The sequence below is a fragment of the Couchioplanes caeruleus genome (genome assembly GCF_023499255.1).
Taxonomy (GTDB): domain Bacteria; phylum Actinomycetota; class Actinomycetes; order Mycobacteriales; family Micromonosporaceae; genus Actinoplanes; species Actinoplanes caeruleus_A.
Genome location: NZ_CP092183.1, coordinates 3791121 through 3814397 on the forward strand (window position 1 = coordinate 3791121; position 23277 = coordinate 3814397).

Below are 23277 nucleotides of genomic sequence, written 5' to 3' on the forward strand. Positions count from 1 at the left end.
CGGCGCGCGCCTGCACTGTGGCGGCGATCACACTCAGCGGGTTACAGTCGCCTGGTCATGGGCGACTTCAACGCCATCCGGCCGGGCACCGACCTCACACGGCACGCCCGGGACCTGCGGCGCGTCCACAGTGCGGTGCTGGGCGGCGGCCGGACCCGGCTGCGCCCCCGCGCCGTCGTGGCCCGCTCCTGGACCCGGGTGCTGCGCGCCGGCCTCGACCCCGGCGGCTCCAACGCCCGCGCGGCTCTCGGCCCCGACGAGGTGCAACGCCGCCGGCGCGCATCGCCGCTGGACACCGTCATCGACGAGCTCGGGCACGTCATCCGCGACGTCGCGCTCATGGTGGTCACCGACGCCGACGGCGTGATCCTGTGGCGCGACGGTGCCCCGCCGGCGCTGCGGCGTGCCGACGGGCTGGGCTTCCGCGAGGGCGCGACCTGGACCGAGTCCACCGTGGGCACGAACGCCATCGGGACGGCCCTGGTCGAGGCGGCGCCCGTGCAGCTGTTCTCGGCCGAGCACTTCGAACAGGCCCAGCACCCCTGGTACTGCGCGGCACATCCGATCCACGACCCGCGAACCGGGGAGCTGCTCGGCATCGTCGACGTCAGCGGCCCGGCGCTCACCCTGCACCCGGCGATCGCGGCGCTGGTGGAGACCGGCGTACGCCTGGCCGAGTCGCAGCTGTGGCACCACCACACGGCCCGGCTCGAGCGGTTGCGCCGCTCCGCCGAGCCCGTCGTCGGCACGGCCACGGGACCGCTGCTCGTCGTCGACGACCACGGCTGGGTGGCGCACAACGCCGGCGTCGCGGCCCGCGACCGGATCGCCGCGCCGCGCGCCGGGGCCGCGGTGGCCGTACCCGGAATGGGGTTGTGCGTGCCGGAACGCCTCGCCGAGGGCTGGCTGGTGCGCCCGGCCGGCCGCTCCCGCGCCATCCGCGCGACCCTGGAGGCCGGCGGCGCGCCGGTGCTGTCAGTGCGCGGCGAGGGGCCACCCTGGCGGTCGCCGCTGACGCGCCGCCACGCCGAGATCCTGTCGCTGCTGCACGCGGCCGGGCCGGCGGGCCTCACCGCGGTCCGGCTCAGCCGCGCGCTGTACGGCGACGACGAGCACGTCGTGACCGTACGGGCGGAGGTGTCGCGGCTGCGCCGTTCGATCGGCGCGCTCGTGGCGACCAACCCGTACCGCCTCGCCGACGGCGTCCGGCTCGAGATGGCGGGGTGAGCGGTGGCCGTGGCCCGCGGGACGCCCCCCGGGACCGTGCCGACCGGCGCGAGCGTGGGCGACTTCCTGGCCGCCGTACCGGATCCGCGGCGCCGCGCCGACGCGCAGACCGTGTGTGCGCTCATGGCCGAGGCGACCGGGCTCGCGCCGGTGATGTGGGGTGACTCGATCATCGGCTTCGGCGCTTACCACTACCGGTACGCCTCGGGCCAGGAGGGCGACTGGCCGCCGGTCGCCCTGTCGCCGCGCAGGACCGCGCTGACGATCTACGCGACGGCGGGCTTCGACGAGGACCTGCTGGCCCGCCTCGGCCCGCACCGCACCGGCCGGTCCTGCCTGTACGTGCGCCGCCTGGCCGGCGTGGACCCCGACGTCCTGCGCGCGCTGGTGGCCGGCGCCTTCCGCAAACTCCACGGAAAGACCCTCACCGCGGATTGATCCTTCCTGGGAGCGTTCCCGTATTGCTCGCCGAGGTCCTACGACAAGGAAGGTCCAGGCGAACATGCATCTCTCCCGTAGTTCCGCCCGTCGCTGGCAGATCGCCGGCGTCGCCGCGGTCGCCGTGGCACTGACGGGTGTCGGCCTCGGCGTGGCCTCGGCGGATGAGAACTCCGCGCCCACGGTCAACTGTCCCGCCGTCGCGGGAGAACTGGGCGCCGTGCCCGCCCGGGCCCAGGCCGAGATCGAGCGGAACCTCGCGCTGCTCAACACGCAGATCGCCGAGGCGAACAAGCGCCTCGTGACGAGCAAGGGCGAGGGTGGGCCCAACTTCATCCAGAACGCCATCCTCGGGCCGCTGAAGGACAAGCGGGTCGCGGCGATCAACCGGATGGCCACGGCGATCGGCCGCAGCGCCGCCAAGCCCGACCTCAACGTGAACGCGCTGGCCACCTGCTCGCTCAACCAGAACGGCGGCGGTGTGGCGGCGCCCGAGCCCACCGCGGTACAGGCCGCGCCCGAGGGTTCGCAGGCCGGCGGCGGTGCCGCCCCGACCGTCTCCTGCCCGGCCGTCGCCGGCGCGCTCGGCACGGTGCCCGCGCAGGCCCGGGCCGAGATCGACCGGAACCTCGCGCTGCTCGGCACGCAGATCGCCGAGGCGAACCGGCGCCTGGTCACCAGCCAGGGCGAGGGTGGCAAGAACTTCATCCAGAACGCCATCCTCGGGCCGCTGAAGGACAAGCGCGTCGCGGCGATCAACCGGATGGCCACGGCGATCGGCCGCAGCGCCGCCAAGCCGAACCTCGACGTCGACGCCCTGGCCACCTGCTCGCTCAATCAGAACGGCGGCGGCGCCGCCGCGCCCGAGCCGACGGCCGCGCCGGGTGGCGGCAACGCGGGCGGCAATGCCGGCGGCAACGCGGGCAACGGCAATGCGGGCAACGGCACGGCGCCGACCGTCAACTGCCCGCAGGTCAGCGGTCTGCCGTCGATCCCGGTGCAGGCCCGCGACGAGGTCGCCCGCAACCTCGAGCTGCTGAACACCCAGATCATCGAGGCCGACAACCGGCTCGCCTCGACCATCGGCCAGGGCGGTCCCAACTTCATCCGGAACGCCATCCTGGGGCCGCTGGAGGACAAGCGCACCGCCACGCTCAACCGCATCGAGACGGCGATCGGCCGCAACGCCGTGAAGCCGGAGGGCCTGGAGCGCTTCGCTCCCTGCTCGCTCAACCAGTAGTGACCTTCGCACCCACAGGGGCGCCGCCTAACCGGGCAGCGCCCCTGTGGCCTGTCCGACGGCGATCGGGTTCTGGTACTCGCGCCAGCGCGCGATCCGCCCGTCGCGGGTCGTGAGGACGGCGATGAACGGCGCGCTGCCCTTCTCGCCCGTCGCCGTCATCGTCGCGTGCAGCTCGTACTCCACCACGATCGTCTGCGGGTCGGTGGTCTCGTGGACGGCGAGCGTGCGGCAGTCGTCGAAGCGGAACGGCACCGAGGCGTGGCCCGCTCGCACGTACGCGAGGACCTCGTCGCGCCCGGCCGTGCGGGACGGGCGGCCCGGCAGCGCGAACGGCGCCTCGATGACGACGTCCTCGGTGAGCATGTCCGGGTCGAACGTCGCGTCGTTGGACAGCCAGCGGCGGCGCATGTGCTCGTACAGGTCGCGCGGGGTCATGGGACGTCCCTCGACTAAGATGAGTGATGACTCAACTTGTACCACGGCGGGAGGAGGCTGTCATGCGGGCGGACGCGCAGCGCAACCGCGCGCGCATCCTGGACGCCGCGGAGGAGGTCTTCGCCGCCGAGGGCGCCGCCGCCTCCACCGAGGAGGTCGCCCGCCGGGCCGGCGTCGCCGTCGGGACGGTGTTCCGGCACTTCCCGACCAAGGACGACCTGCTCACCGCCATCATGAAGCGGATGCTCGCCGCGCTGGTCGAGCAGGCCGGCACGCTCGGCGGCCCGGACGGGCTCTTCACCTTCTTCGCCGGGATCCTCGCGCGTGCGGCGGGGCAGCGGACCGTCATCACGCTCACCGGCGTCGACCTCGGCGCGGCCATGCAGGGTCTGCGGGCCCCGGTCGGGCGACTGCTCGCCGAGGCCCAGGCGGCCGGGACCGTGCGCGCCGGCGTCGCGCTGCCCGAGGTGCTCGCCCTGCTCACCGGACTGTGCCACGGGGCGCTGCACGGCGGCTGGGACCCGGAGCTGCAGGCGCGTACGTTGGCGGTCGTGTTCGCCGGCCTGAGAGGATCCACGCCGTGACGAGAAGACGGGCCATCGTGCTCCTGACCGGCGTCCTGGCCACGGCGCTGCTGGCCGGCGGCGTCGCGGCGTACCCGGTCCCGTACGTCGTGCTGGAACCCGGGCCGACGGTCGACACCCTGGGCCAGGACGTGATCGCGGTGACCGGCGCGGACACCTCGGCGTCGGCCGGGCAGCTGCGGCTCACCACCATCCAGGTACGCACCGGGATCACGCTCCCCGAGGCGCTCGGCGCGTGGGCCGACGACGACCGCGCGCTCGTGCCGCGCACCGCGGTCTACCCGCCCGGCCTCAGCGACCAGCAGGTCGAGCAGAAGAACGCGGAGTCCTTCAGCACCTCGCAGCGCAACGCCGAAGCGGTCGCCCGGCGCGAGGTCGGCCGCCCCTTCCGGGTGACGTTCGGCGCCGAGGACATCGGCGGGCCCAGCGCCGGCCTGATGTTCACCCTCGGGCTCATCGACAAACTGACCCCGGCCGACCTGACCGGCGGACGGATCATCGCGGGCACGGGCACCGTCGACGAGGCCGGCAACGTCGGCCGGATCGCGGGCATCCCGCAGAAGCTGCTCGGCGCCAAGGCGGCCGGCGCGCAGATCTTCCTGGTGCCCGCGGACAACTGCGCGGAAGCGGTCCGCAACGCGGTGCCCGGCCTGCCGATGGCGAAGGTCGCCACGGTGGACGACGGGCTCGCCGCGCTCAGGACCTTCACCGGCGGCGGCACCCCGCCGCCGTGCCCGGGTTCCCCGTAGCGGGTCCCCGGGCCGGCGGGCCGGTCACTGCAGTTGCAGGGGTACGACGTCCGGGGCGCCCAGGCGTGCCGCGTCCGCCGTCTCGTCGTCCGGCTGTTCCTGGGAGGCGCGTTCCGCCTCCACGCGCAGCCGGTAGTGCTCCACCTCGCGTTCGCGTTGCTCCTTGGTCCAGCCGAGCACGTCGCCCATCAGATCGGCGACCATCGGGGCGGCGCCGACGCCGCGGTCGAAGGTCTCGATGGAGATGCGGGTACGGCGGGTGAGCGCGTCCTCGAGGTGGCGGGCGCCCTCGCGTGCCGCCGCGTACGTGATCTCGGCGCGCAGGTGGTCGTCCGCGCCCTCGAGGGGACGGCCGAGCTCCGGGTCCTCGCGGATCAGGCCGAGCACCTCGTGGACCAGCGAACCGTACCGGCCGAGCAGGTGCTCGACGCGGGCGACGTGCAGGCCCGACTCCTCGGCGAGCACCCGGCGCCGGTTCCACAGTGCCTGGTAGCCCTCCGCGCCGAGCAGCGGTACGCGGTCCGTGCACGAGCGGGGCACCGAGCGGCCGAGCCCGTGCACCGCCGCGTCGATCGCGTCCTTGGCCATCACCCGGTACGTCGTGTACTTGCCGCCCGCCACCACGACGAGCCCCGGCACCGGGCTGGCGACCGTGTGCTCGCGGGACAGCTTCGAGGTGGACTCCGACTCGCCGGAGAGCAGGGGGCGCAGGCCGGCGTACACGCCCTGGACGTCGGCGCGGTCCAGGGGTGTCGCGAGGACCGTGTTGACCTGACCCAGCAGGTAGTCGATGTCCGTGCTGGACGCCGCCGGGTGCGACTTGTCCAGCCGCCAGTCGGTGTCCGTGGTGCCGATGATCCAGTGCCGGCCCCACGGGATGACGAACAGCACGCTGCTCGGCGTACGCAGGATCAGGCCGGTCGACGACTGGATCCGGTCGCGCGGCACCACCAGGTGGATGCCCTTGCTCGCGCGGACGTGGAACTGCCCGCGCTCGCCGACCAGCGCCTGGGTGTCGTCGGTCCACACCCCGGTCGCGTTGACGACGAGCTGCGCGCGCACCTCGAACGTCCGGTCGTGCTCCAGGTCGTGCACGCGCACGCCGGTGACCCGTTCGCCCTCGCGCAGGAAGCCGACCACCTCCGCGCGGGAGGCGACGTGCGCGCCGTACGCGGCCGCGGTCCGGGCCAGGAACATCGTGTGCCGGGCGTCGTCGATCTGGGCGTCGTAGTACTGCAGCGCCCCGACCAGCGCGTCCTTCTTCAGCGCCGGGCAGGCCCGCAGCGCGCCCCGGCGGGTCAGGTTGCGGTGCCGGGGCAGGCCGCCGTGGGTGGTCGCCATGAGGTCGTAGAGCTGCACGCCGGTGCCCGCGTACAGCCGTTCCCAGAAGCGGTGTTGCAGCGGGTAGAGGAACGGCACCGGGCGGGCCAGGTGCGGCGCGAGGCGTTGCAGGATCAGGCCGCGTTCCCTGAGCGCCTCGCGGACCAGGGCGAAGTCCAGCATCTCCAGGTAGCGCAGGCCGCCGTGGATCAGCTTGCTGGACCGGCTGGACGTGCCCGAGGCGAAGTCGCGCGCCTCGAGCAGGCCGACGGACAGGCCGCGGGTGACGGCGTCGAGGGCACACCCGGTGCCCACCACGCCGCCGCCCACGACCAGCACGTCGACCTCGTGATCGGCCAGCGCGGCGAGCGCCGCGTCGCGGCCGGCGGGGGAGAGATCGGTGTCAGTCAACGTCAACCCAATCGAGAGTGCGCTCCACGGCCTTCTTCCACCGTCCGTACCCGTGTTCCCGTTGCTCGTCCGTCCACGCCGGTTGCCAGCGCTGGGATTCGTTCCAGTTGTCCCGCAGCTCGTCGGTGTTCTTCCAGAAACCGACGGCCAGGCCGGCCGCGTACGCGGCGCCCAGCGCGGTCGTCTCCGCCACCACCGGGCGGCTCACCGCGACGCCGAGCACGTCCGCCTGGATCTGCATGCACAGGTTGTTGACGGTGATGCCGCCGTCCACCTTGAGCACGTCGAGCGTCACGCCGGAGTCCTGCGCCATCGCCTCGACCACGTCGCGGGTCTGGTAGCAGATCGACTCGAGGGTGGCCCGGGCCAGGTGCGCGTCGGTGTTGAAGCGGGACAGGCCGACGATCGCCCCGCGCGCATCGGAACGCCAGTACGGCGCGAACAGCCCCGAGAAGGCCGGGACGAAGTACACGCCGCCGGTGTCCGGGACCGAGGCGGCCAGCGTCTCGCTGTCGGATGCGGCCGTGATGACGTGCAGCTGGTCGCGCAGCCACTGCACGGCCGAGCCGGTCACCGCGATCGAACCCTCGAGGGCGTAGACCGGAGCCGCGTCGCCGAACTTGTAACAGACCGTGGTGAGCAGGCCGTTCTCCGACCGTACGAGCTCCGTACCGGTGTTGAGCAGCATGAAGTTGCCCGTGCCGTACGTGTTCTTGGCCTCGCCGACGTTGAAGCAGACCTGACCGACCGTGGCGGCCTGCTGGTCGCCGAGGTCGCCGGTGAGCGGCACCTCCCCGCCCAGCGTGCCCGGCCAGCGGGCCATGCCGTACGTGTTCGGGTCGGACGACGGCCGGATCTCCGGCAGCATCTGCCGCGGAATGCCGAAGAAGCCGAGCAGCTCGTCGTCCCAGTCGAGGGTCTCGAGGTTCATCAGCATCGTGCGGCTGGCGTTGGTGACGTCGGTGACGTGGTTGCCGCCGTCGACGCCGCCGGTCATGTTCCACAGCAGCCAGCTGTCGGTGTTGCCGAAGATCGCGTCGCCGCGCTCGGCTGCCTCGCGCACCCCGTCGACGTTGTCCAGGATCCACTGGATCTTGCCGCCGGAGAAGTACGTGGCGGGCGGCAGCCCCGCCTTGCGCCGGATCACGTCGCCGCGGCCGTCGCGGTCCAGCGCGGAGGCGATCCGGTCGGTACGGGTGTCCTGCCAGACGATCGCGTTGTAGTACGGCCGCCCGCTGCGCCGGTCCCACACCACCGCGGTCTCGCGCTGGTTCGTGACGCCCAGCGCCGCCAGGTCGCTCGCGCCCAGGTTCGCCTTCTGCATCGCCGTGCGCACGACCGAGACGGTCCGCTCCCAGATCTCGACCGGGTTGTGCTCCACCCAGCCGGCCTGCGGCAGGATCTGCTCGTGCTCCAGCTGGTGGCGCGCCACCTCGTTGCCGCCGTGATCGAAGATCATGAAACGGGTGCTGGTGGTGCCCTGGTCCACTGCGCCGACGAAGTCAGCCACGACGTGCCTCCACGGTTTCGGGGGTGTCCTGCTGGGGGATGCGGCCCGGCTCCTGCGGCTCCTGGATGGGCAGGAAGCGTCCCACCAGCACCTGGTAGAGCCCGGCGCCGAGGAGACCACCGAGGATCGGTGCCACGATCGGTATCCAGAAATACAGGTACCCGGTCTGGTCGCGCCACGCCCCGCCGTACCCGGTGAAGAAGCTGGCCAGGCGGGGACCGAGGTCGCGGGCCGGGTTGATGGCGTATCCGGCGTTGGTGCCCCACGCCATGCCGATCGCGACCACGATCAGGCCGATGATGAACGGCGCCATGTTCGCCGCCGGCGGGGTGCCGGCCGCGTCCGTGATCGCCAGGATGAGGAACAGCAGGATGGCCGTGCCGATGATCTGGTCGCGGAACGCGCCCCACTCGCCGACCGGCAAGGACCCGTTGCCGGGCAGCGTGGAGAACACGCCCTGCGTCTTGACCGTCAGGTTCGGGTCGGCCTTGTGCAGGACCTCGGTGTAGTTCCACCGCACCAGCAGGGCCGCGACGAACGCGCCGAGGGTCTGCGCGATCGAGTACGGGATCACCTTGCGCCACTCGAAGCCCTTGAAGGCGGCGAGCGCGACGGTGACCGCGGGGTTGAGGTGCGCGCCGCTGATGCGGCCGGCGACGTAGACGCCGAGTGTGACACCCAGCCCCCACGCCCAGGCGATGGAGTCGTGGTCGCCGATGCCGCCGCCTACCACCTGCGCGACGACACCCACGCCGAAGAGGATGAGAACCATCGTCCCGGCGAACTCGGCGGCCAGCTCGGCCACCAGCGGCGGGACTTTCCGTTGTGCTGCCATGACGCGACGCTATGGACGGCGGTCCGCGCGGACAATGAACGTCGTTCGGCATTGTCGAACACCGACGTCTGTGCCGCAGGTAACACGCTGGCATAGGCTCCGGAACATGCCCGGCACGGTGCAGTCGATCGAGCGGGCCGCGGCGATCCTGCGCATGCTGGCGGGCGGTCCCGGCCGGCTCGGCCTCGGCGAGATCGCCCGGTCGCTGGACCTGGCCAAGGGCACCGTGCACGGCATCCTGCGCACGCTGCAGCACGTCGGCTTCGTGGAGCAGGACCGGGTGTCGGGCCACTACCAGCTCGGCGCCGCCCTGCTGCACCTGGGCACCAGCTACCTCGACATCAACGAACTGCGGTCCCGCTCGATCAACTGGGCGGACCCGCTGGCCGCCCGCTCCGGCGAAGCGGTCCGCATCGGCACGGTGCTGGAGGGCCGGGTCCTGGTCGTGCACCACGTGTTCCGCCCCGACGACACCTTCCAGACCCTCGACATCGGCGCGCTGCTGCCGCTGCACGCGACCGCCCTCGGCAAGGTGCTGCTCGCGTACCGGACGGCCCGGCCCGCCGCGCCGCTCGAGCGCTTCACCCGCCGCACCGTCGTCGGCGCCCGCGAGCTCGCCGCGGACCTCGACCGGGTGCGCGAGGCCGGGTGGGGTGCCGAGATCGAGGAGTACACCGTCGGCGAGGCGGCCGTGGCCGCGCCGATCCGCGGGTACGGCGGCCTCGTCGTCGGCGCCATCGGCGTCTCCGGCCTGGTCGAACGCATCTGCGACAACCGGTACCGGCCGCACCCGCGGCTGGTCGGCTACGTCCGCGACGCCGCCCGGGCGGTCTCCCGCGACCTGGGGGCGGCCCGGCACTAGAGCACAGGCAGGGGAGGGACCTCTCATGACCGAGCGCTACGTGGTCGCCATCGACCAGGGAACGACGTCGACGCGGTGCATCGTGTTCGACCGGCGCGGACAGCTCGTCTCCCTCGCCCAGCAGGAACACAAGCAGTACTTCCCCAAGCCGGGCTGGGTGGAGCACGACGCGGCGGAGATCTGGCGCAACGTCGAACGCCTCGCGCCGCTGGCGCTGCGCCGCGCCGGCATCACCCTGGACCAGGTCTCCGCGGTCGGCATCGCCAACCAGCGCGAGACCACGGTCGTCTGGGACCGGCGTACGGGCGCCCCGGTCGGCCGCGCGCTCGTGTGGCAGGACACGCGGACGGACTCCCTGGTGCACCGGCTGCTCGAGGCCCCCGGCGCCGCCGAGGTGCAGGAACGCGCGGCGCTGCCGCTGGCCACCTACTTCTCCGGGCCGAGGCTGCGCTGGATGCTGGACCACACGCCGGGCCTGCAGGAGCGCGCGGAGCGCGGCGAGATCCTCTTCGGCACGATGGAGACCTGGCTGATCTGGAACCTCACCGGCGGCCTGCACGTCACCGACGTGACCAACGCGAGCCGCACCAACCTGCTCGACGTGCACACCCTCGACTGGTCGCCGGAGTCGCTCGACTTCTTCGGCATCCCGCGGGCGATGCTGCCCGAGGTCCGGCCCTCGGTGTCGGTGCTGGGCACGGCGAAGGCCGCGTTCCCGGGCGTACGGATCGGCGCGGCGCTCGGCGATCAGCAGGCCGCGCTGTTCGGCCAGACGTGCTTCACCCCGGGCGAGGCCAAATGCACGTACGGCACCGGCAGCTTCCTGCTGCTCAACACCGGCGCCGACCTGATCCGGTCGGACAACGGGCTGCTCAGCACGGTCGCGTACCAGATCGAGGGGGAGCCGGCCCAGTTCGCGCTCGAGGGCTCCATCGCGATCACCGGCTCGCTGGTGCAGTGGTTCCGCGACCAGCTCGAGCTGATCACCACCGCGCCGGAGATCGAGACGCTGGCGCGGACGGTGTCCGACAACGGCGGCTGCTACATCGTCCCGGCCTTCTCCGGCCTGTACGCCCCGCACTGGCGTTCCGAGGCCCGCGGCGTCATCGTGGGGCTGACCTCGTACATCACGAAGGGGCACCTGGCCCGTGCGGTGCTGGAGGCGACGGCCTGGCAGACCCGCGAGGTCGTCGACGCGATGAACGCCAACTCGGGCCTGACCCTGAAGACGCTCAAGGTGGACGGCGGCATGACCGCGGACAACCTGCTGATGCAGTACGTCGCGGACGTGCTCGACGTGCCGGTGGTCCGGCCGCTGGCGGCGGAGACGGTGTCGCTGGGTGCGGCGTACGCGGCGGGGCTGGCGGTGGGCCACTGGCCGGACCTCGAGGACCTGCGCCGCAACTGGCACCGGGCGGGGCAGTGGCTCCCGGCGATGGACCCGGACCTGCGCGCCTCCGAGTACGGCAACTGGCGTCGCGCGGTCGAGCGGACCTTCGACTGGATCCAGCCCGCTTAACACCGGCCGGTCGCCAGCGCCCGGCCGTAACAGAAGTACGCCTTCTCGACGGCGTCCGCCCGGACCCGCCTTCCCAGCTCCTGCGACGCTCGGTGCGCCTCGTCGTGGGCCAGATCGAGCCATCGGCCGTACTCGTGCGTCGACCATGGCCCGCGCGTGCTGAACGACCAACCATGTCGACGGTTGAGGCCGGCGGCCACGAAACGGTCGAGGATGAGAGCGCGTCCAGGCTGACCCTCCCGCGCGTCGTACGCGTAAAGAAGCTTGGTGAAGAACGACGGTCCCAGGTAGCGCACATTGTTGCGACCACCCCGCAGAAGTGACTGGTACGCCTCCGCCGCGCCGGCGTTGCTCAGCAGGTCGCGGGCGCGGGTGAGCCGGTCGGCCACCACCTCGGCATCGTTGCGCCGGAAGGCGCGAGCTCGCCGCCCGACCAGGAAGGCACCCGTCCCGGTCCCCCAGGCGTACGCCGAGACGGCGACCGCGGGCGCCGGTTCGTCCGAGGCCGCTGCGAACAGGTCAGCCCGGGCTATCCGCCGGTAGCCGTCGCCGGAAGCGAGCGGAAGCCGATCGAGGTGAGCTGTCCACGCGGGTCGTGCCACCGCTTTGTGCCACCACGCGGGCCGGAAGGAGAACCCGTGAGATACGACCCCTTCGTCGTCGAAGTCCGGGAAGGGAACGTTGCTGGGCGCCATTCCACACCTCCGGGTGACGACAGAAACGAACGGGCGGCCATGGTTTCGAACCCTACCGTCCACGATGCACTGTGAGTGTTCTTGTTTATTTCTGTGACATCGTGCAGACTCACGGCTACATAGACGTCTGACGATGGATGGTCGCCATGTCGCCCCGTGCCCGCCGTGCCGCCGCCGCCCTCCTCACCATGCTCACCCTCATCGCCACCGTCGCGGTGGACGCCCGGTTCCGGCCGGCCGCCGCGCTCGACAACGGCCTGGGCCGCACCCCCGTCATGGGGTGGAACAGCTGGAACCGCTACACGTGCGGCATCGACGAGACGCTGATCCGCCGGCAGGCCGACGCGATGGTCAGCACCGGCATGCGCGACCTCGGCTACCGCTACGTCAACGTGGACGACTGCTGGCAGACCAGCCGCGACGGCGCCGGGAACATCGTGGCCGACCCGGCCCGGTTCCCCAGCGGGATGAAGGCGCTCGGCGACTACCTGCACGACCGGGGCCTCAAGTTCGGTATCTACTCCGACCGCGGCACGCACACGTGCGCCGGCCGGCCCGGATCCCAGGGGTACGAGTACCAGGACGCGCGCTCGTACGCGTCCTGGGGTGTCGACCTGCTCAAGTACGACAACTGCAACGCGACGCTCGACCAGCAGACCCAGTACGCCACCATGCGCGACGCGCTCGCCGCCTCCGGCCGGCAGATCCTCTTCAGCGTCTGCGCGTGGGAGTTCAAGCCGTGGGCGCCCAAGACCGGCAACCAGGCGCGCACCACCGGCGACATCGGCGACGACTACACCGGCGCGTCGCCCGGGCTGCAGTCCGTCGAGCAGATCATCGACCGCAACAACGACTACGCGATGTACGCCCACCCCGGCTACTTCAACGACCCGGACATGCTGCAGGTCGGCAACTACGGCACCGGCGCCACCGCCGGGCGGGGCATGACCGACACCGAGTACCAGACGCACTTCAGCATGTGGGCGCTGATGTCCGCGCCGCTGATCGCCGGCAACGACCTCACCGCGATGAACGACGCGACCCGGCGGATCCTCACCAACCCCGAGGTCATCGCCGTCGACCAGGACCCGCTCGGATCGCAGGGCCGCCGGGTCCGCGACCTCGGCGACCAGGAGGTCTGGTCGAAGAAGGTGCAGGGATCGGGCGTACGGGTGGTCGCGCTGTGGAACCGCGGCGGGTCGGCGGCCGCCATCCGCGTGGACTGGCGCGACATCGGGCTCGGCACGGGCGCGGCGAGCGTACGCGATCTGCACGCCCGCGCCGACCGCGGCAGCTTCACCGGCGGCTACTCCACCACGGTCGCGGCCCACGGCGTCGCCCTGCTGCGGGTCGCCGGCACCGAGACGCCCGACGCCGTCCGCATCGCCAAGACGGACCCGCGCGCCATCGCCGACCTGCAGGTCCGCACCGAGTTCCTGATCAACGACGAGTGGCACGACGACACGGAGGCGGTCGGCGCCTTCGACCGTACGGTGACGATGAACCTGGACGGCAACGGCGCGACCTGGAACGGCTCCCGGTGGGTGGGCGACCTGCTGCGCACCTCGGCGAGCGCGGCCGGGTCCCCGGTGGTGACCGTGAACCGCACCGACCCGCGGCTGATCTACGGCATCCGGGTGTCCGCCACCTTCACCGTCGGCGGCCAGCCGCACTACGACTTCGAGGACGTCAACCTGCTGTCCGGCACCGTCAACCTGCAACTCGACGCGAACGGCGGCACCTGGAACGGCACCCAGTGGGTCGGCGACTTCCTCCGCGCCGGCTGACACCCCGACCGGTCACGCCAGCAGCTGCTCGCGCATCGTCCTGCCCGGGTTGAAGCCGCCCGCGATCCGGTTGGCCGTCAGGTCGTACACGTCGACGGTGTTGTTGCGCCGCATCAGCTCCCGTACCGGTGGCGGCAACGGCGGCGGGTCGTCCATCGCCGCGCGCAGGTCCCGGGCGGCCGTGATCAGCCCGTTGGCCAGCGCGGCGGCATCGGTGTCCACGCGGACGAGGCCGAACTCCCAGCCGGCGACGGTCAGGTCGAGGACTTCGAACAGATGCCCGAGCAGCGGGTACGGATCGAGCACCCGTACCGTCCGCCGCGCCTGCCCACCCACGGCCGTGACGGCCCCGCTCACCTGAATGTACGGATGAAGCCCGCCGGGAAGCGCGAACAGCGGCCACCGCAACGCGCCCCCGGCGGCCCGCCACAACGGCCGATAGTTGCGCCGGTCCACAGTGACCGGGTGACCGGTCCGCCGGTAGAGGTCAGCGGCCTGCGCGAGCAGGTCGGCGTGGGCGGCGTCGGCGAACTCCCGCAGCACGGCGTCCGCGACCACCAGCCCGTCGTCGCCCTCCAGCAGCGCGGCGACGGCGGCGGCCTGATCGGGGAACCGCGCCTGCACGTGCGGGCCGAACCGCTGCCGGAGATCCTGCAGCAACGCCGCCTGCCGGCCCGGGTCGTGCTCGACCTGCCGCCTGCCGGACCCCCGCCGGAACCACCGCATGTCGCCTCATCTCCGCTGCCGCCTGACGAACCCGGCCATGCTAGTGGAGATCACCCCGCGGTGACGCCCCGGCGCTCTACTGTGCCGGGATGGAGATCTTGTCGTTCGACGGGCCGGCGGCACGGCCGATGGAGGCGTTCGGCAGCGTCGGGGTGACCGCGCAGGTGCTGGTGAAGCGCGGAGCGGCGGTGGTCACCGTGCTGCGTGTGGCCGCCGCGGCGACGTCGGCCGGCACCGCGCACCGGTCGACCAGCTCCTGGTGGTGACACGAGGCCGCGGTGGTCGAGGTCGCCTGACCGTGGGCTCGTTTGTCCTGGCCGGCCGCGGGTAGCTGGTGAGGTGACGAGGGGAGACGCCGATGACCCGCCGCGCCGTCACGATGATCAGGCTCACCGAGACCGGTCACCGCACCGCCGCGCCCGGCCGCATCCTCGGCTGCCGGGTCACCGACCGTGACGGCAACCCGCTCGGCACGGTGGACGACCTCCTCGTCGACGCCGAGGCGCAACGGCTGCGGCTGATCAGCGTCGAGCACGGCGGCGTCGTCGGCTTCGGCGCGACGCCGTCGTTCATCCCGGTCGAGGCCGTGGACGAGGTCACGGGCGAGGGGATCCGCATCGCGCTGCCCAGCGCCCAGGTCGCGGACGCGCCGCTCTACGACCCGACCGTCATGGGGCCGCGCGAGTTCTGCGAAACCCTGTACGGCTACTACGGCTGCCGAGCGGCCTGAGCCGCGGGCCGCCGGCCCCGTCAGACGAAGGCGCTCAGCCCCGTCACCGCGCGCCCCACGATCAGGCTGTTGATCTCGCGGGTGCCCTCGTACGAGTACAGCGCCTCGGCGTCCGCGACGAAGCGGCCGATGTCGTAGTCGAGCACGATGCCGTTGCCCGCGAGCAGCTCCCGGGCCCAGCCGACCACCTCGCGCATCCGGGTCGTGGTGTACGCCTTCGCCAGCGCCGAGTGCTCGTCGCGGAACTCGCCCGCGTCCTGCAGCTGGGCGAGGCGGACGCACATGCCGAGCGAGCCGGTCACGTTGCCGAGCATGCGCACGAGCAGGTCCTGGACCAGCTGGAACTTGCCGATCGGGCGGCCGAACTGCTCGCGTTGCTTGGCGTACTCCAGGGCGATCTCGTACGCCGCCAGCATGACCCCCACCGCCTGCCAGGCCACCCCGCTGCGGGTCTGCCGCAGGATCTTCGCGGTGTCCTTGAAGGTACGGGCGTTCTGCAGCCGGTCGGCTTCCGGCACCACGCAGTCGGTGAGCGTGATGTCGGCGTTCTGCACGATGCGCAGCGCGATCTTGTTCTCGATCTTCGTGGCCGCGTACCCGGGATTGTCCTTGCCGACGACGAAGCCCTTGACCTGGTTGTCCTGTTCGTCGCGGGCCCAGACCACGATGAGGTCGGCGAACGTGGCGTTGCCGATCCAGCGCTTGCTGCCGTTGAGCACCCAGTGGTCGCCGTCGCGGCGGGCCGTGGTGCGCAGGCCGGCCGCCACGTCGGAGCCGCCGGTGGGTTCGGTGAGCGCGAAGGCGCCGATCTGGTCGAACGTGGTCATCCGTGGCAGCCAGCGTTCCTGCTGCTCCGGCGAGCCGCACGTCTCGATGCTGCCCATCGCCAGGCCCGAGTGCACGCCGTAGAACGTGGCCATCGAGGCGTCGGCGTGTGCCATCTCCAGCGCCAGCCAGCCCGAGCAGAGGTTGGAGTACGTCTTCCCGGCCAGCCCCAGGCCGGCGTACCCCTTGATCAGCTGGAACGGGAACTCGGCGCGCGCCCAGTGGTCGTTGGCGATGGGGATCACCTCGGCCGCGAGGAAGTCGCGGACCCGGGCCACGGTGTCGGCCTCCTCCCGGCTCAACAGGTCCTGGAAGCGGTAGAGGTCACCCACGAGCAGCTCGGACATAATCGCCTCATACCCGCAGGCGGCGCTCATTAGACTTCCGCCTCATGCTCACCATGCAGGACGCGCTCGCCCGGCTCACCGCGTACTGGAGCGACCAGGGCTGCCTGGTCGTCCAGCCGATGAACACCGAGGTGGGGGCGGGCACGCTGAACCCGGCCACGTTCCTGCGGGTGCTGGGGCCCGAACCGTGGCGGGTGGTGTACCCGGAGCCGTCCGTGCGGCCCGACGACGCCCGGTACGGCGAGAACCCGAACCGCCTGCAGACCCACACGCAGCTCCAGGTGGTGCTCAAGCCCGACCCGGGCAACCCGCAGGAGCTGTACCTGGGCAGTCTGGCCGCGCTCGGCATCGACGTCGCCGCCCACGACGTGCGCTTCGTCGAGGACAACTGGGCCTCGCCGGCGCTCGGCGCGTGGGGGCTGGGCTGGGAGGTGTGGCTCGACGGCCTGGAGATCACCCAGTTCACGTACTTCCAGCAGGCCGGCGGGCTCGAGCTCGACCCGGTCTCGGTGGAGATCACGTACGGCGTCGAGCGCATCATCATGGCGCTGCAGGGCGTCACCCACTTCGCCGACATCGAGTACGCGCCCGGCGTCAGCTACGGCGAGGTCTTCGGCCAGGCCGAGTACGAGATGTCGCGCTACTACCTGGACGACGCGGACGTGGCGGCCAACCGCCGGCTGCTCGAGCTGTACGCGGGCGAGGCGCAGCGGATGATCGACGCCGGCCTGCCGGTGCCCGCGCACACGTACGTCCTCAAGTGCTCGCAGGCGTTCAACGTGCTGGACGCCCGCGGCGCCGTCTCCACCGCCGACCGGGCCGCCGAGTTCGCCCGGATGCGCCGCCTCGCGGGTGACGTCGCCCGCCTGTGGAGAGCCCGCCGGGAAGAGCTCGGGCACCCTCTCGGCCAGGCGGAGCCGCTCCCGGAGGCGGCGGTGCCGTCGGCCGCGCCCGCCCCGGCCGGCGAGGACCGCGCCCGGACGCTCGTCTTCGAGATCGGCACCGAGGAGATGCCGCCGTCCGAGGCCCGCATGGCCCGTGAGCAACTCCGGCGCGACCTCACCGAGCAGCTGGGCCGGACCCGGCTCGCGCACGGCGACGTCCGCGTGCACGCCACCCCGCGCCGGCTCGTCGCGGTGGTCACCGGTGTGGCCGCGCGCGAGGAGGACCACACGCACACCGTGAAGGGGCCGCGGGAGGGCGCGCCGCAGCAGGCCCGGGAAGGCTTCGCGCGTTCTCAGGGCGTACCCGTGGACGCGCTGGAGACGGCCGACGTGGGTGGCGTCGCCCATCTGGTGGTCCGGCGGCACGTCGCGGGCGGCGCGGCACCCGCCGTGCTCGGCCCGGTGCTCGCGCGGGCCGTCGCCGGCCTGCGTTCGGCGAAGAACATGCGCTGGAACGACCCCCGGCTGACCTTCACCCGCCCGGTCCGCTGGCTGGTCGCGCTCTGGGGGGACGAGATCGTGCCGGTCGCGGTGGGCGCACTGGAAGCGGGCCGCGAGACCCGCGTGCTGCGCACCGCCCAGACACCGCTGCTGCGCGTCGCGTCCGCGGAGACGTTCATGGAGACCATCTCGGTCAACGGGATCGTCGCCGACCCGGACGACCGGCGCGAGCTGATCATCTCCGGGGCCCAGGACCTCGTGTACGGCGAGGGCCGCGTCGACGTGGTGGCCGAGGACGCGCTCGTCGACCAGATCAGCTACCTCGTCGAGCAGCCCATCCCGCTGCTGGGCCGTTTCGACGAAGGCTATCTGGAGCTGCCGGCCGCCGTGCTGACCACGGTGATGCGCAAACACCAGAGATACCTTCCCGTACGCGACGACGCCGGCGCCCTGCTCCCGATGTTCGTGACGGTCGCCAACGGGCCGGTCGACGTGGACGTGGTCCGCGCCGGCAACGAGGCGGTGCTGCGCGCCCGCTACGAGGACGCGGCGTTCTTCTACCGCGCCGACCGCGAGACGCCGGTCGCCGCCATGCGGGAGAAGCTGCACCGGCTCACCTTCACCGACAAGCTGGGCTCGATGGCCGATCGCGCGGCCCGCATCGCCTCGCTGAGCGCGCTGCTCGCCACGGCGGCGGGCGTGTCCGGGGCCGATGCCGGGATCACCGCCCGGGCCGGCGAGCTGGTCAAGTTCGACCTCGGCTCCCATCTGGTCACCGAGATGACCAGCCTCGCGGGCGTGATGGCCCGCGACTACGCCATCCACGCGGGTGAGCACCCGGACGTGGCGCAGGCGGTCTACGAGGCCGAACTGCCCCGCCAGACCGGCGACGACCTGCCCGATTCCGTACCCGGGGCGCTGCTGTCGCTGGCGGACCGCCTCGACCTGGTCGCGGGCCTCGCGGCGACGGCCGGCCTGCCGACCGGCAGCAGCGACCCGTTCGCGGTACGCCGGGCCGTCCTCGGCCTGCTCGCCGTGCACCGCGCCCACCCCGACCTGTCGGCGATCGACCTCTTCGAGGCCCTGGACCGGGCGGCGACGCTGCAACCGGTCCCGGCCGGCCCCGAGGTGACGGCCGAGGTGCGCGACTTCCTCACCCGCCGCCTCGAACAGGTCCTCACCGAGGAGGGTCACCCGGTCGACCGCGTCCGTGCGGTGCTGCCCCACGCCGGCCGCCCGTCGGTGGCGGACCGTCTCCTGGCCCAGCTCGGCCGCCTGGTCGCCGACGACACCTTCCGGGCTCTGACGGAGGCCATCCAACGGGCCCGCCGCATCGTCCCGGCCGGTACGGCCGCCTCGTACGACCCGGCGCAGCTGAAGGAGCCGGCGGAGGTGGCGCTGCACGAGGCGGTGTCCTCGGTCCGGGAGCGGCTCGACGGGCGTGCCGACCTCGGATGGTTCACGGAGGTGGCGGGGGTGCTGACCGCGCCGGTCACCACCTTCTTCGCGGAGGTGTACGTGATGGCCGACGAGCCCGCGGTCCGGGCGGCCCGGCTGGGGTTGCTGGCCGAGGTGCGCGACCTGGGGGAGGGGCTGCTGGACTGGACGCAGCTGCGGCTCTGACCGTCAGTCGATGGTGAGGTCCGCGTACGCCCGCTGACCCGCCGTCACCGTCACCGTCACGCCCGCCGAAACGCGGTCCGCGTGCCGGGCCGCCAAGACGTACCGGCCGGGCATCAGCTGCCAGCGATAGTGGCCGGCGTCGTCGGTGCGGACCGCCTTCTCGGGTGCCGGGGGCGTGGAGGCCCCGGCCGCCGTCGGCACCACGAGCACGCCGGGCGCCGGACGCCCGGCGGTGGTGCGTACCGTGCCCGTGACCGTGCCCCACGGGGCGCTGCCCGCCGAGGGCCGGGGGTGATCGCGAGGAGCCGGTGCCGTCGTGCACGCGGCGAGTACTGCGATCGTCATGACGAGCACCGAGGCCCGTCCGATCCAGATCACGATGTCGCCTCCATCGTCCTGCGGACACACTGCGGTGAGGACGGGCCGGACCCGCCCTCACCGGACCGGCCGTCGCTACGGCTGGTTCACCCAGTAGTTGATGAAGGACATGACATCCGGAGTGAACCGGGTGCCGCTGTTCTGGTTGTTGACCGCTCCGTTGGTGTGGATGCCGGTCACGCACCAGCCGCCGCAGAGCCCGGCCGTGGTGGAGTTGTAGTGATAGAGAGGCGAGCCGCTCTGGCCGTTGTAGGTGTCGATCTGGTACGACAGGCGGGTCGCGGACTGGCTGGAGATCGGGTCGCCGTCCCACCACATCGTCGCGTACGGCTTGTCGCCGGGGTAGCCCTCGACGTAGAAGTACTGCCCGGTCAGGGTCTCACCGGTGTTGTACCACCAGCCGAACCAGCCGACGGTGTTGCCGATGTCGCAGGTCAGCTTGACCAGCCCGTAGTCGTAGTCCGGTGACCCGGTGGAGATCCAGTTCGACGTGGTCCACACGTCGTTGATGCCCCCGCTGCACGACCCGTACGGCTGACTGGTGCCGTTCTTGCCGGGCACCGCCGTGTACGAGGTCACCCAGCCGCCCTCGTACACGCAGTGGCCCGCGGTCACCACGACGTCGCGGCTGAGCATGAAGCCGGTGCACTGACCCTGGTCGGTCGACAGGTAGACGATCGAGCGCCACGGGTAGTCCGCGGGCACGGACTCTCGCACCCGGTCGTCGCCGCCGATGACCGAGCCGGCCATGCCCGGGTCCGGCTTGACGGCGCCGGCCTGGGCGCCGGCCGCACGACCGGCCGCGCCCGCCGACGACTTCGACCGCGCGGCCGCGGCCAGCGACGGCGAGATGGTGATCGTCCTGCCGGCACCGTTGACGATGGTGACGGCGCCGGCTCCGGCCGGCGCCGGCGCCGCGGCGTGGGCGCCGGCCGGAGCGGCGGCAACGGACAGCGCGGTGGCGGCCATCACGCTCAGCGCGGCCACGCTCCCGCGACACCAGCGCGTCCACGCCTCACGATTTCCCGATCGCATAAGGGCTCCCCTCATTCGCCTCGTCCGGATCCATTTCCGGACCGCACCGTGGCTTTCACCACGCGAATGGGGGAAGTCAAATATCAATGGTGTGGAGCGACAACCGCCATGTCGACAGCGAATCGTTTGCGACTGTTCGTATCTGGGAGCCGAGGTCGCGACTCCGCGCCCGTTTCCTGATCGCCACGCCCGGGCCGGGGATCACACGCTTCAGCATGGCCGATCACCGGTGCCGGGTGATGAGTTCTGAGGCCCGCGCCCGTCATACCTGAGACCGGGCATGGTGAGGCGGAAGGATGGCGTGATGGCTGCGGACGTACGGGTGAAGGAGCTCGACTTGAGCGGTATGGATGAGCCGGGCTTCTCCGGGATGGCGGAGCGGCACCGGCGGGAATTGCACGTGCACTGCTACCGGATGCTCGGGTCGTTCGAGGATGCCGAGGACGCCGTGCAGGACACGTTCCTGCGGGCCTGGCGGCGCCGGGAGACCTTCGAGGGGCGGTCGACGTTCCGGGCGTGGCTGTACCGCGTCGCCACGAACGCGTGCCTGGACCTGCTCGCGAAGCGCCGCCCGGAGCCGGCGACCGGGGGTGAGGTGCGGTGGCTGCAGCCGTACCCGGACCGGTTGCTCGACGAGGTGCCCGCGGGCGACGCGGACGGGCCCGAGGCGGCCGCCGTCGCGCGGGAGACGATCGAGCTGGCGTACCTGGTCGCGGTCCAGCACCTGGCGCCGCGGCCGCGGGCCGTGCTGATCCTGCGGGACGTGCTCGGGTGGCCGGCCAAGGAGGTCGCGGAGCTGCTCGGTGACTCGGTCAACTCCGTGAACAGCGCGCTGCAGCGGGCCCGCAGCGGGATGCGGGAACATCTGCCCGCCGAACGGCAGGACTGGACCGGCGGCGGCGAGGAGGATGCCGGGACCCGGGAGCTGGTGCGCCGCTTCACCGAGGCCAGTGTGGCCAAGGACGTCGGTGGGCTCGCCGCGCTGCTGCGCGACGACGTGCGCTGCTCGATGCCGCCCACGCCCGGACTGCACGTCGGCCGGGACGCGGTCGTGAACGACTGGCTCCGCGACGGCTTCGAGAGCCTCGGGGCGCTGCGGGCCGTGCCGGCCTCGGTGAACCGGCAGCCGGCCATCGGCTTCTACCTGTGGCGGGAGAGCGAGGGCGCGTACCTGCCGCTGACGCTCGACGTTCTGCGCGTCACCGGCGGGGCGGTCACGGAGATCGTGACGTTCCACGCCGACCGGTTCGCGCGGCTCGGTCTCCCGGAGCGGCTGCCGGCGAAGGACGCGGCATGATTCGCCGGCTCGCTGTCACCGGCGCCGCCGCCGCGGTCGCGGCCGCGGTGGTCACCACCCTCGCCGCGGCGCTCGCCCGGGCCGCCGGCGTGGACTTCGACGTGCCCGACGGCGGCGAGTCGATCCCGCTGCCCGGGTTCGCCGTGGTGACCGGCTTCTTCTCGGTGCTGGGCATCGTCATCGCCGGCGCTCTGCTGCGGTGGAGCGCCCGCCCGGCGCGGCGGTTCGTGGCGACGACTGTCTCGTTGACCGCCGTGTCCCTGGTCCCGCCCGTCCTGTCCGGCGCGGACGCCGCCACCGTCGTCACCCTGATCGGGCTGCACCTCGTCGCCGCGGCGGTGGTGATCCCGGCCCTGGCGCGCAGCCTGCCGCAGGCCCGCGTGGCGGGGGTCCGGCCATGGCCGTCGTCGATGTTTTCTGCGAGGATCGGGCCCGCGCGCAGCGGCGAAGGGGGCTCCAAGGATGGCCGAGCAGCATGAGACGACCGTCGTCACCGGGGTGGATCTGCGCACCGATCGGCCGCACCCCGCCCGGGTGTACGACTACCTGCTGGGCGGCAAGGACAACTTCGCGGCCGACCGCGAGGCGGCCCGGCGGGGGCTGCAGGCCAATCCGGACAGCCGGATCCCGCCCCGGGAGAACCGGCTGTTCCTGCGCCGGGCCGTCCGGTTCCTGGCGCAGCAGGGGATCGACCAGTTCCTCGACATCGGCACCGGGATCCCGAGCGCGCCGAACGTGCACCACGTGGCGCAGGAGATCAATCCCCGGTCCCGGGTGGTATACGTGGACAACGACCCGATCGTGCTGGCACACGCCCGCGCCCTGCTCACCGGCCACCCCGACGGCAGGACCGACTACATCGATGCGGACCTGCGCGACGTCGGCACGATCCTCGGCTCGGCGACGCTGCGCGACACGCTTGATCTGGACCGTCCCGTGGGCCTGCTGCTCATCGCGATCCTCCACTTCATCGGCGACGACCACGATCCGTGGACGCTCGTGCAGCGGCTCATGGCGGCCCTGCCACCCGGCAGTTACCTGGCGCTGTCGCACCTCACCGGGGATTTCCGGCCGGAGGCGTGGGAGCAGGTGGCTCAGGTCTACCGCCGCCAGGGTGTCACCATGCAGGTCCGGTCCCGGCCGGTGATCGAGCGGTTCTTCGCCGGCCTGGAGCCGGTCGGCCCCGGGCTGCAGATCCTGCCCGCCTGGCGGCCCGAGCTCGGCGACCCCCGGGACGAGCCGGCGCCGGCCGACGATCAGGTCTCCGTCTACGGTGGCGTGGCGCGCAAGCCCGGTCCGGCCGCGGACTAGCAACC

The 23277-nt window shown here is 72.4% G+C and carries 23 protein-coding genes; 14 read left to right on the top strand and 9 right to left on the bottom strand.

The window, feature by feature from the left end; translation table 11 throughout:
* Positions 1-57: 57 nt before the first annotated feature.
* The 3 genes from COUCH_RS17520 to COUCH_RS17530 all read left to right on the top strand — a co-directional run bounded on the left by COUCH_RS17520 (position 58) and on the right by COUCH_RS17530 (position 2905).
* Entirely contained in the window at positions 58-1227 is a 1170-nt protein-coding gene (locus tag COUCH_RS17520) for a GAF domain-containing protein (protein ID WP_249613161.1), read from the top strand.
* 3 nt (positions 1228-1230) lie between these two features.
* Complete coding sequence (locus COUCH_RS17525; RefSeq protein WP_249613162.1) at positions 1231-1665, top strand: DUF1801 domain-containing protein; 435 nt, start codon at positions 1231-1233, stop codon at positions 1663-1665.
* A gap of 64 nt (positions 1666-1729) precedes the next feature.
* Positions 1730-2905, top strand: coding sequence for a hypothetical protein (locus COUCH_RS17530; RefSeq protein ID WP_249613163.1), 1176 nt, complete (start codon positions 1730-1732; stop codon positions 2903-2905).
* A 27-nt stretch (positions 2906-2932) separates the two neighbouring features.
* Here the strand turns inward: COUCH_RS17530 and COUCH_RS17535 are convergent, their stop codons facing one another.
* Positions 2933-3343 (bottom strand): nuclear transport factor 2 family protein, encoded by a 411-nt coding sequence (locus COUCH_RS17535; RefSeq protein WP_249613164.1) that lies wholly within the window; start codon positions 3341-3343, stop codon positions 2933-2935.
* Positions 3344-3405: 62 nt separating this feature from the next.
* Here COUCH_RS17535 and COUCH_RS17540 point away from each other — a divergent pair, with 62 nt between their 5' ends.
* Positions 3406-3927: a TetR/AcrR family transcriptional regulator gene (locus COUCH_RS17540; RefSeq protein WP_249613165.1), complete on the top strand. Its 522-nt coding sequence runs from the start codon at positions 3406-3408 to the stop codon at positions 3925-3927.
* A 14-nt stretch (positions 3928-3941) separates the two neighbouring features.
* Positions 3942-4676 carry a YlbL family protein gene (locus COUCH_RS17545; RefSeq protein ID WP_249613734.1) on the top strand — a complete coding sequence of 245 codons (735 nt, stop codon included), beginning with the start codon at positions 3942-3944 and terminating at the stop codon, positions 4674-4676.
* 24 nt (positions 4677-4700) lie between these two features.
* Here COUCH_RS17545 and COUCH_RS17550 read toward each other — a convergent pair whose 3' ends face one another.
* Genes COUCH_RS17550 through COUCH_RS17560 form a run of 3 tightly spaced genes read right to left on the bottom strand, consistent with a single transcriptional unit; the run spans position 4701 to position 8752 of the window.
* Positions 4701-6407 carry a glycerol-3-phosphate dehydrogenase/oxidase gene (locus tag COUCH_RS17550; protein WP_249613166.1) on the bottom strand — a complete coding sequence of 569 codons (1707 nt, stop codon included), beginning with the start codon at positions 6405-6407 and terminating at the stop codon, positions 4701-4703.
* On the bottom strand, positions 6400-7917 hold the full coding sequence (gene glpK, locus COUCH_RS17555) for a glycerol kinase GlpK (RefSeq protein ID WP_249613167.1): 1518 nt from the start codon (positions 7915-7917) through the stop codon (positions 6400-6402). The genes COUCH_RS17550 and glpK (COUCH_RS17555) overlap by 8 nt, the downstream gene beginning before the upstream one ends.
* The gene (locus COUCH_RS17560) at positions 7910-8752 is read right to left on the bottom strand and encodes an MIP/aquaporin family protein (RefSeq protein ID WP_249613168.1); all 843 of its coding nucleotides are present in this window, start codon (positions 8750-8752) and stop codon (positions 7910-7912) included. The genes glpK (COUCH_RS17555) and COUCH_RS17560 overlap by 8 nt, the downstream gene beginning before the upstream one ends.
* Positions 8753-8858: 106 nt before the next feature.
* On the opposite strand from COUCH_RS17560, the gene COUCH_RS17565 reads away from it, so the two are divergent.
* Positions 8859-9614 carry an IclR family transcriptional regulator gene (locus tag COUCH_RS17565; RefSeq protein ID WP_249613169.1) on the top strand — a complete coding sequence of 252 codons (756 nt, stop codon included), beginning with the start codon at positions 8859-8861 and terminating at the stop codon, positions 9612-9614.
* A gap of 25 nt (positions 9615-9639) precedes the next feature.
* Positions 9640-11133 (top strand): glycerol kinase GlpK, encoded by a 1494-nt coding sequence (gene glpK / locus COUCH_RS17570; RefSeq protein ID WP_249613170.1) that lies wholly within the window; start codon positions 9640-9642, stop codon positions 11131-11133.
* Here the strand turns inward: glpK (COUCH_RS17570) and COUCH_RS17575 are convergent.
* Positions 11130-11828 carry a hypothetical protein gene (locus COUCH_RS17575; RefSeq protein ID WP_249613171.1) on the bottom strand — a complete coding sequence of 233 codons (699 nt, stop codon included), beginning with the start codon at positions 11826-11828 and terminating at the stop codon, positions 11130-11132. The genes glpK (COUCH_RS17570) and COUCH_RS17575 overlap by 4 nt on opposite strands.
* Before the next feature lie 146 nt (positions 11829-11974).
* On the opposite strand from COUCH_RS17575, the gene COUCH_RS17580 reads away from it, so the two are divergent.
* The gene (locus COUCH_RS17580; protein WP_249613172.1) at positions 11975-13615 is read left to right on the top strand and encodes a glycoside hydrolase family 27 protein; all 1641 of its coding nucleotides are present in this window, start codon (positions 11975-11977) and stop codon (positions 13613-13615) included.
* A 12-nt stretch (positions 13616-13627) separates the two neighbouring features.
* Here COUCH_RS17580 and COUCH_RS17585 read toward each other — a convergent pair whose 3' ends face one another.
* The gene (locus tag COUCH_RS17585) at positions 13628-14341 is read right to left on the bottom strand and encodes a hypothetical protein (protein WP_249613173.1); all 714 of its coding nucleotides are present in this window, start codon (positions 14339-14341) and stop codon (positions 13628-13630) included.
* Between the two features lie 89 nt (positions 14342-14430).
* On the opposite strand from COUCH_RS17585, the gene COUCH_RS17590 reads away from it, so the two are divergent.
* Both COUCH_RS17590 and COUCH_RS17595 read left to right on the top strand, forming a co-directional pair.
* A complete protein-coding gene (locus tag COUCH_RS17590) occupies positions 14431-14607 on the top strand; it encodes a hypothetical protein (RefSeq protein ID WP_249613174.1) in 177 nt (58 codons plus the stop codon).
* 92 nt (positions 14608-14699) lie between these two features.
* Positions 14700-15071, top strand: coding sequence for a PRC-barrel domain-containing protein (locus COUCH_RS17595; RefSeq protein ID WP_249613175.1), 372 nt, complete (start codon positions 14700-14702; stop codon positions 15069-15071).
* A 20-nt stretch (positions 15072-15091) separates the two neighbouring features.
* Here the strand turns inward: COUCH_RS17595 and COUCH_RS17600 are convergent, their stop codons facing one another.
* A complete protein-coding gene (locus COUCH_RS17600; protein WP_249613176.1) occupies positions 15092-16243 on the bottom strand; it encodes an acyl-CoA dehydrogenase family protein in 1152 nt (383 codons plus the stop codon).
* 44 nt (positions 16244-16287) lie between these two features.
* Between COUCH_RS17600 and COUCH_RS17605 the strand changes: the two genes are divergently transcribed.
* Entirely contained in the window at positions 16288-19251 is a 2964-nt protein-coding gene (locus COUCH_RS17605; RefSeq protein ID WP_249613177.1) for a glycine--tRNA ligase, read from the top strand.
* Between the two features lie 3 nt (positions 19252-19254).
* Here the strand turns inward: COUCH_RS17605 and COUCH_RS17610 are convergent, their stop codons facing one another.
* Together COUCH_RS17610 and COUCH_RS17615 are read right to left on the bottom strand one after the other, a co-directional pair.
* A complete protein-coding gene (locus tag COUCH_RS17610) occupies positions 19255-19629 on the bottom strand; it encodes a carboxypeptidase-like regulatory domain-containing protein (RefSeq protein ID WP_249613178.1) in 375 nt (124 codons plus the stop codon).
* 75 nt (positions 19630-19704) lie between these two features.
* The gene (locus tag COUCH_RS17615; protein ID WP_249613179.1) at positions 19705-20616 is read right to left on the bottom strand and encodes a trypsin-like serine peptidase; all 912 of its coding nucleotides are present in this window, start codon (positions 20614-20616) and stop codon (positions 19705-19707) included.
* Positions 20617-20968: 352 nt separating this feature from the next.
* Here COUCH_RS17615 and COUCH_RS17620 point away from each other — a divergent pair, with 352 nt between their 5' ends.
* The 3 genes from COUCH_RS17620 to COUCH_RS17630 are packed head-to-tail and all read left to right on the top strand — an operon-like array spanning position 20969 to position 23272.
* Positions 20969-21961 carry an RNA polymerase subunit sigma-70 gene (locus tag COUCH_RS17620; protein WP_249613180.1) on the top strand — a complete coding sequence of 331 codons (993 nt, stop codon included), beginning with the start codon at positions 20969-20971 and terminating at the stop codon, positions 21959-21961.
* Complete coding sequence (locus COUCH_RS17625; protein WP_249613181.1) at positions 21958-22440, top strand: DUF6069 family protein; 483 nt, start codon at positions 21958-21960, stop codon at positions 22438-22440. Before COUCH_RS17620 ends, COUCH_RS17625 begins: the two co-directional genes overlap by 4 nt.
* Entirely contained in the window at positions 22424-23272 is an 849-nt protein-coding gene (locus COUCH_RS17630) for an SAM-dependent methyltransferase (RefSeq protein ID WP_249613182.1), read from the top strand. Before COUCH_RS17625 ends, COUCH_RS17630 begins: the two co-directional genes overlap by 17 nt.
* The last annotated feature ends 5 nt before the right edge of the window (positions 23273-23277 follow it).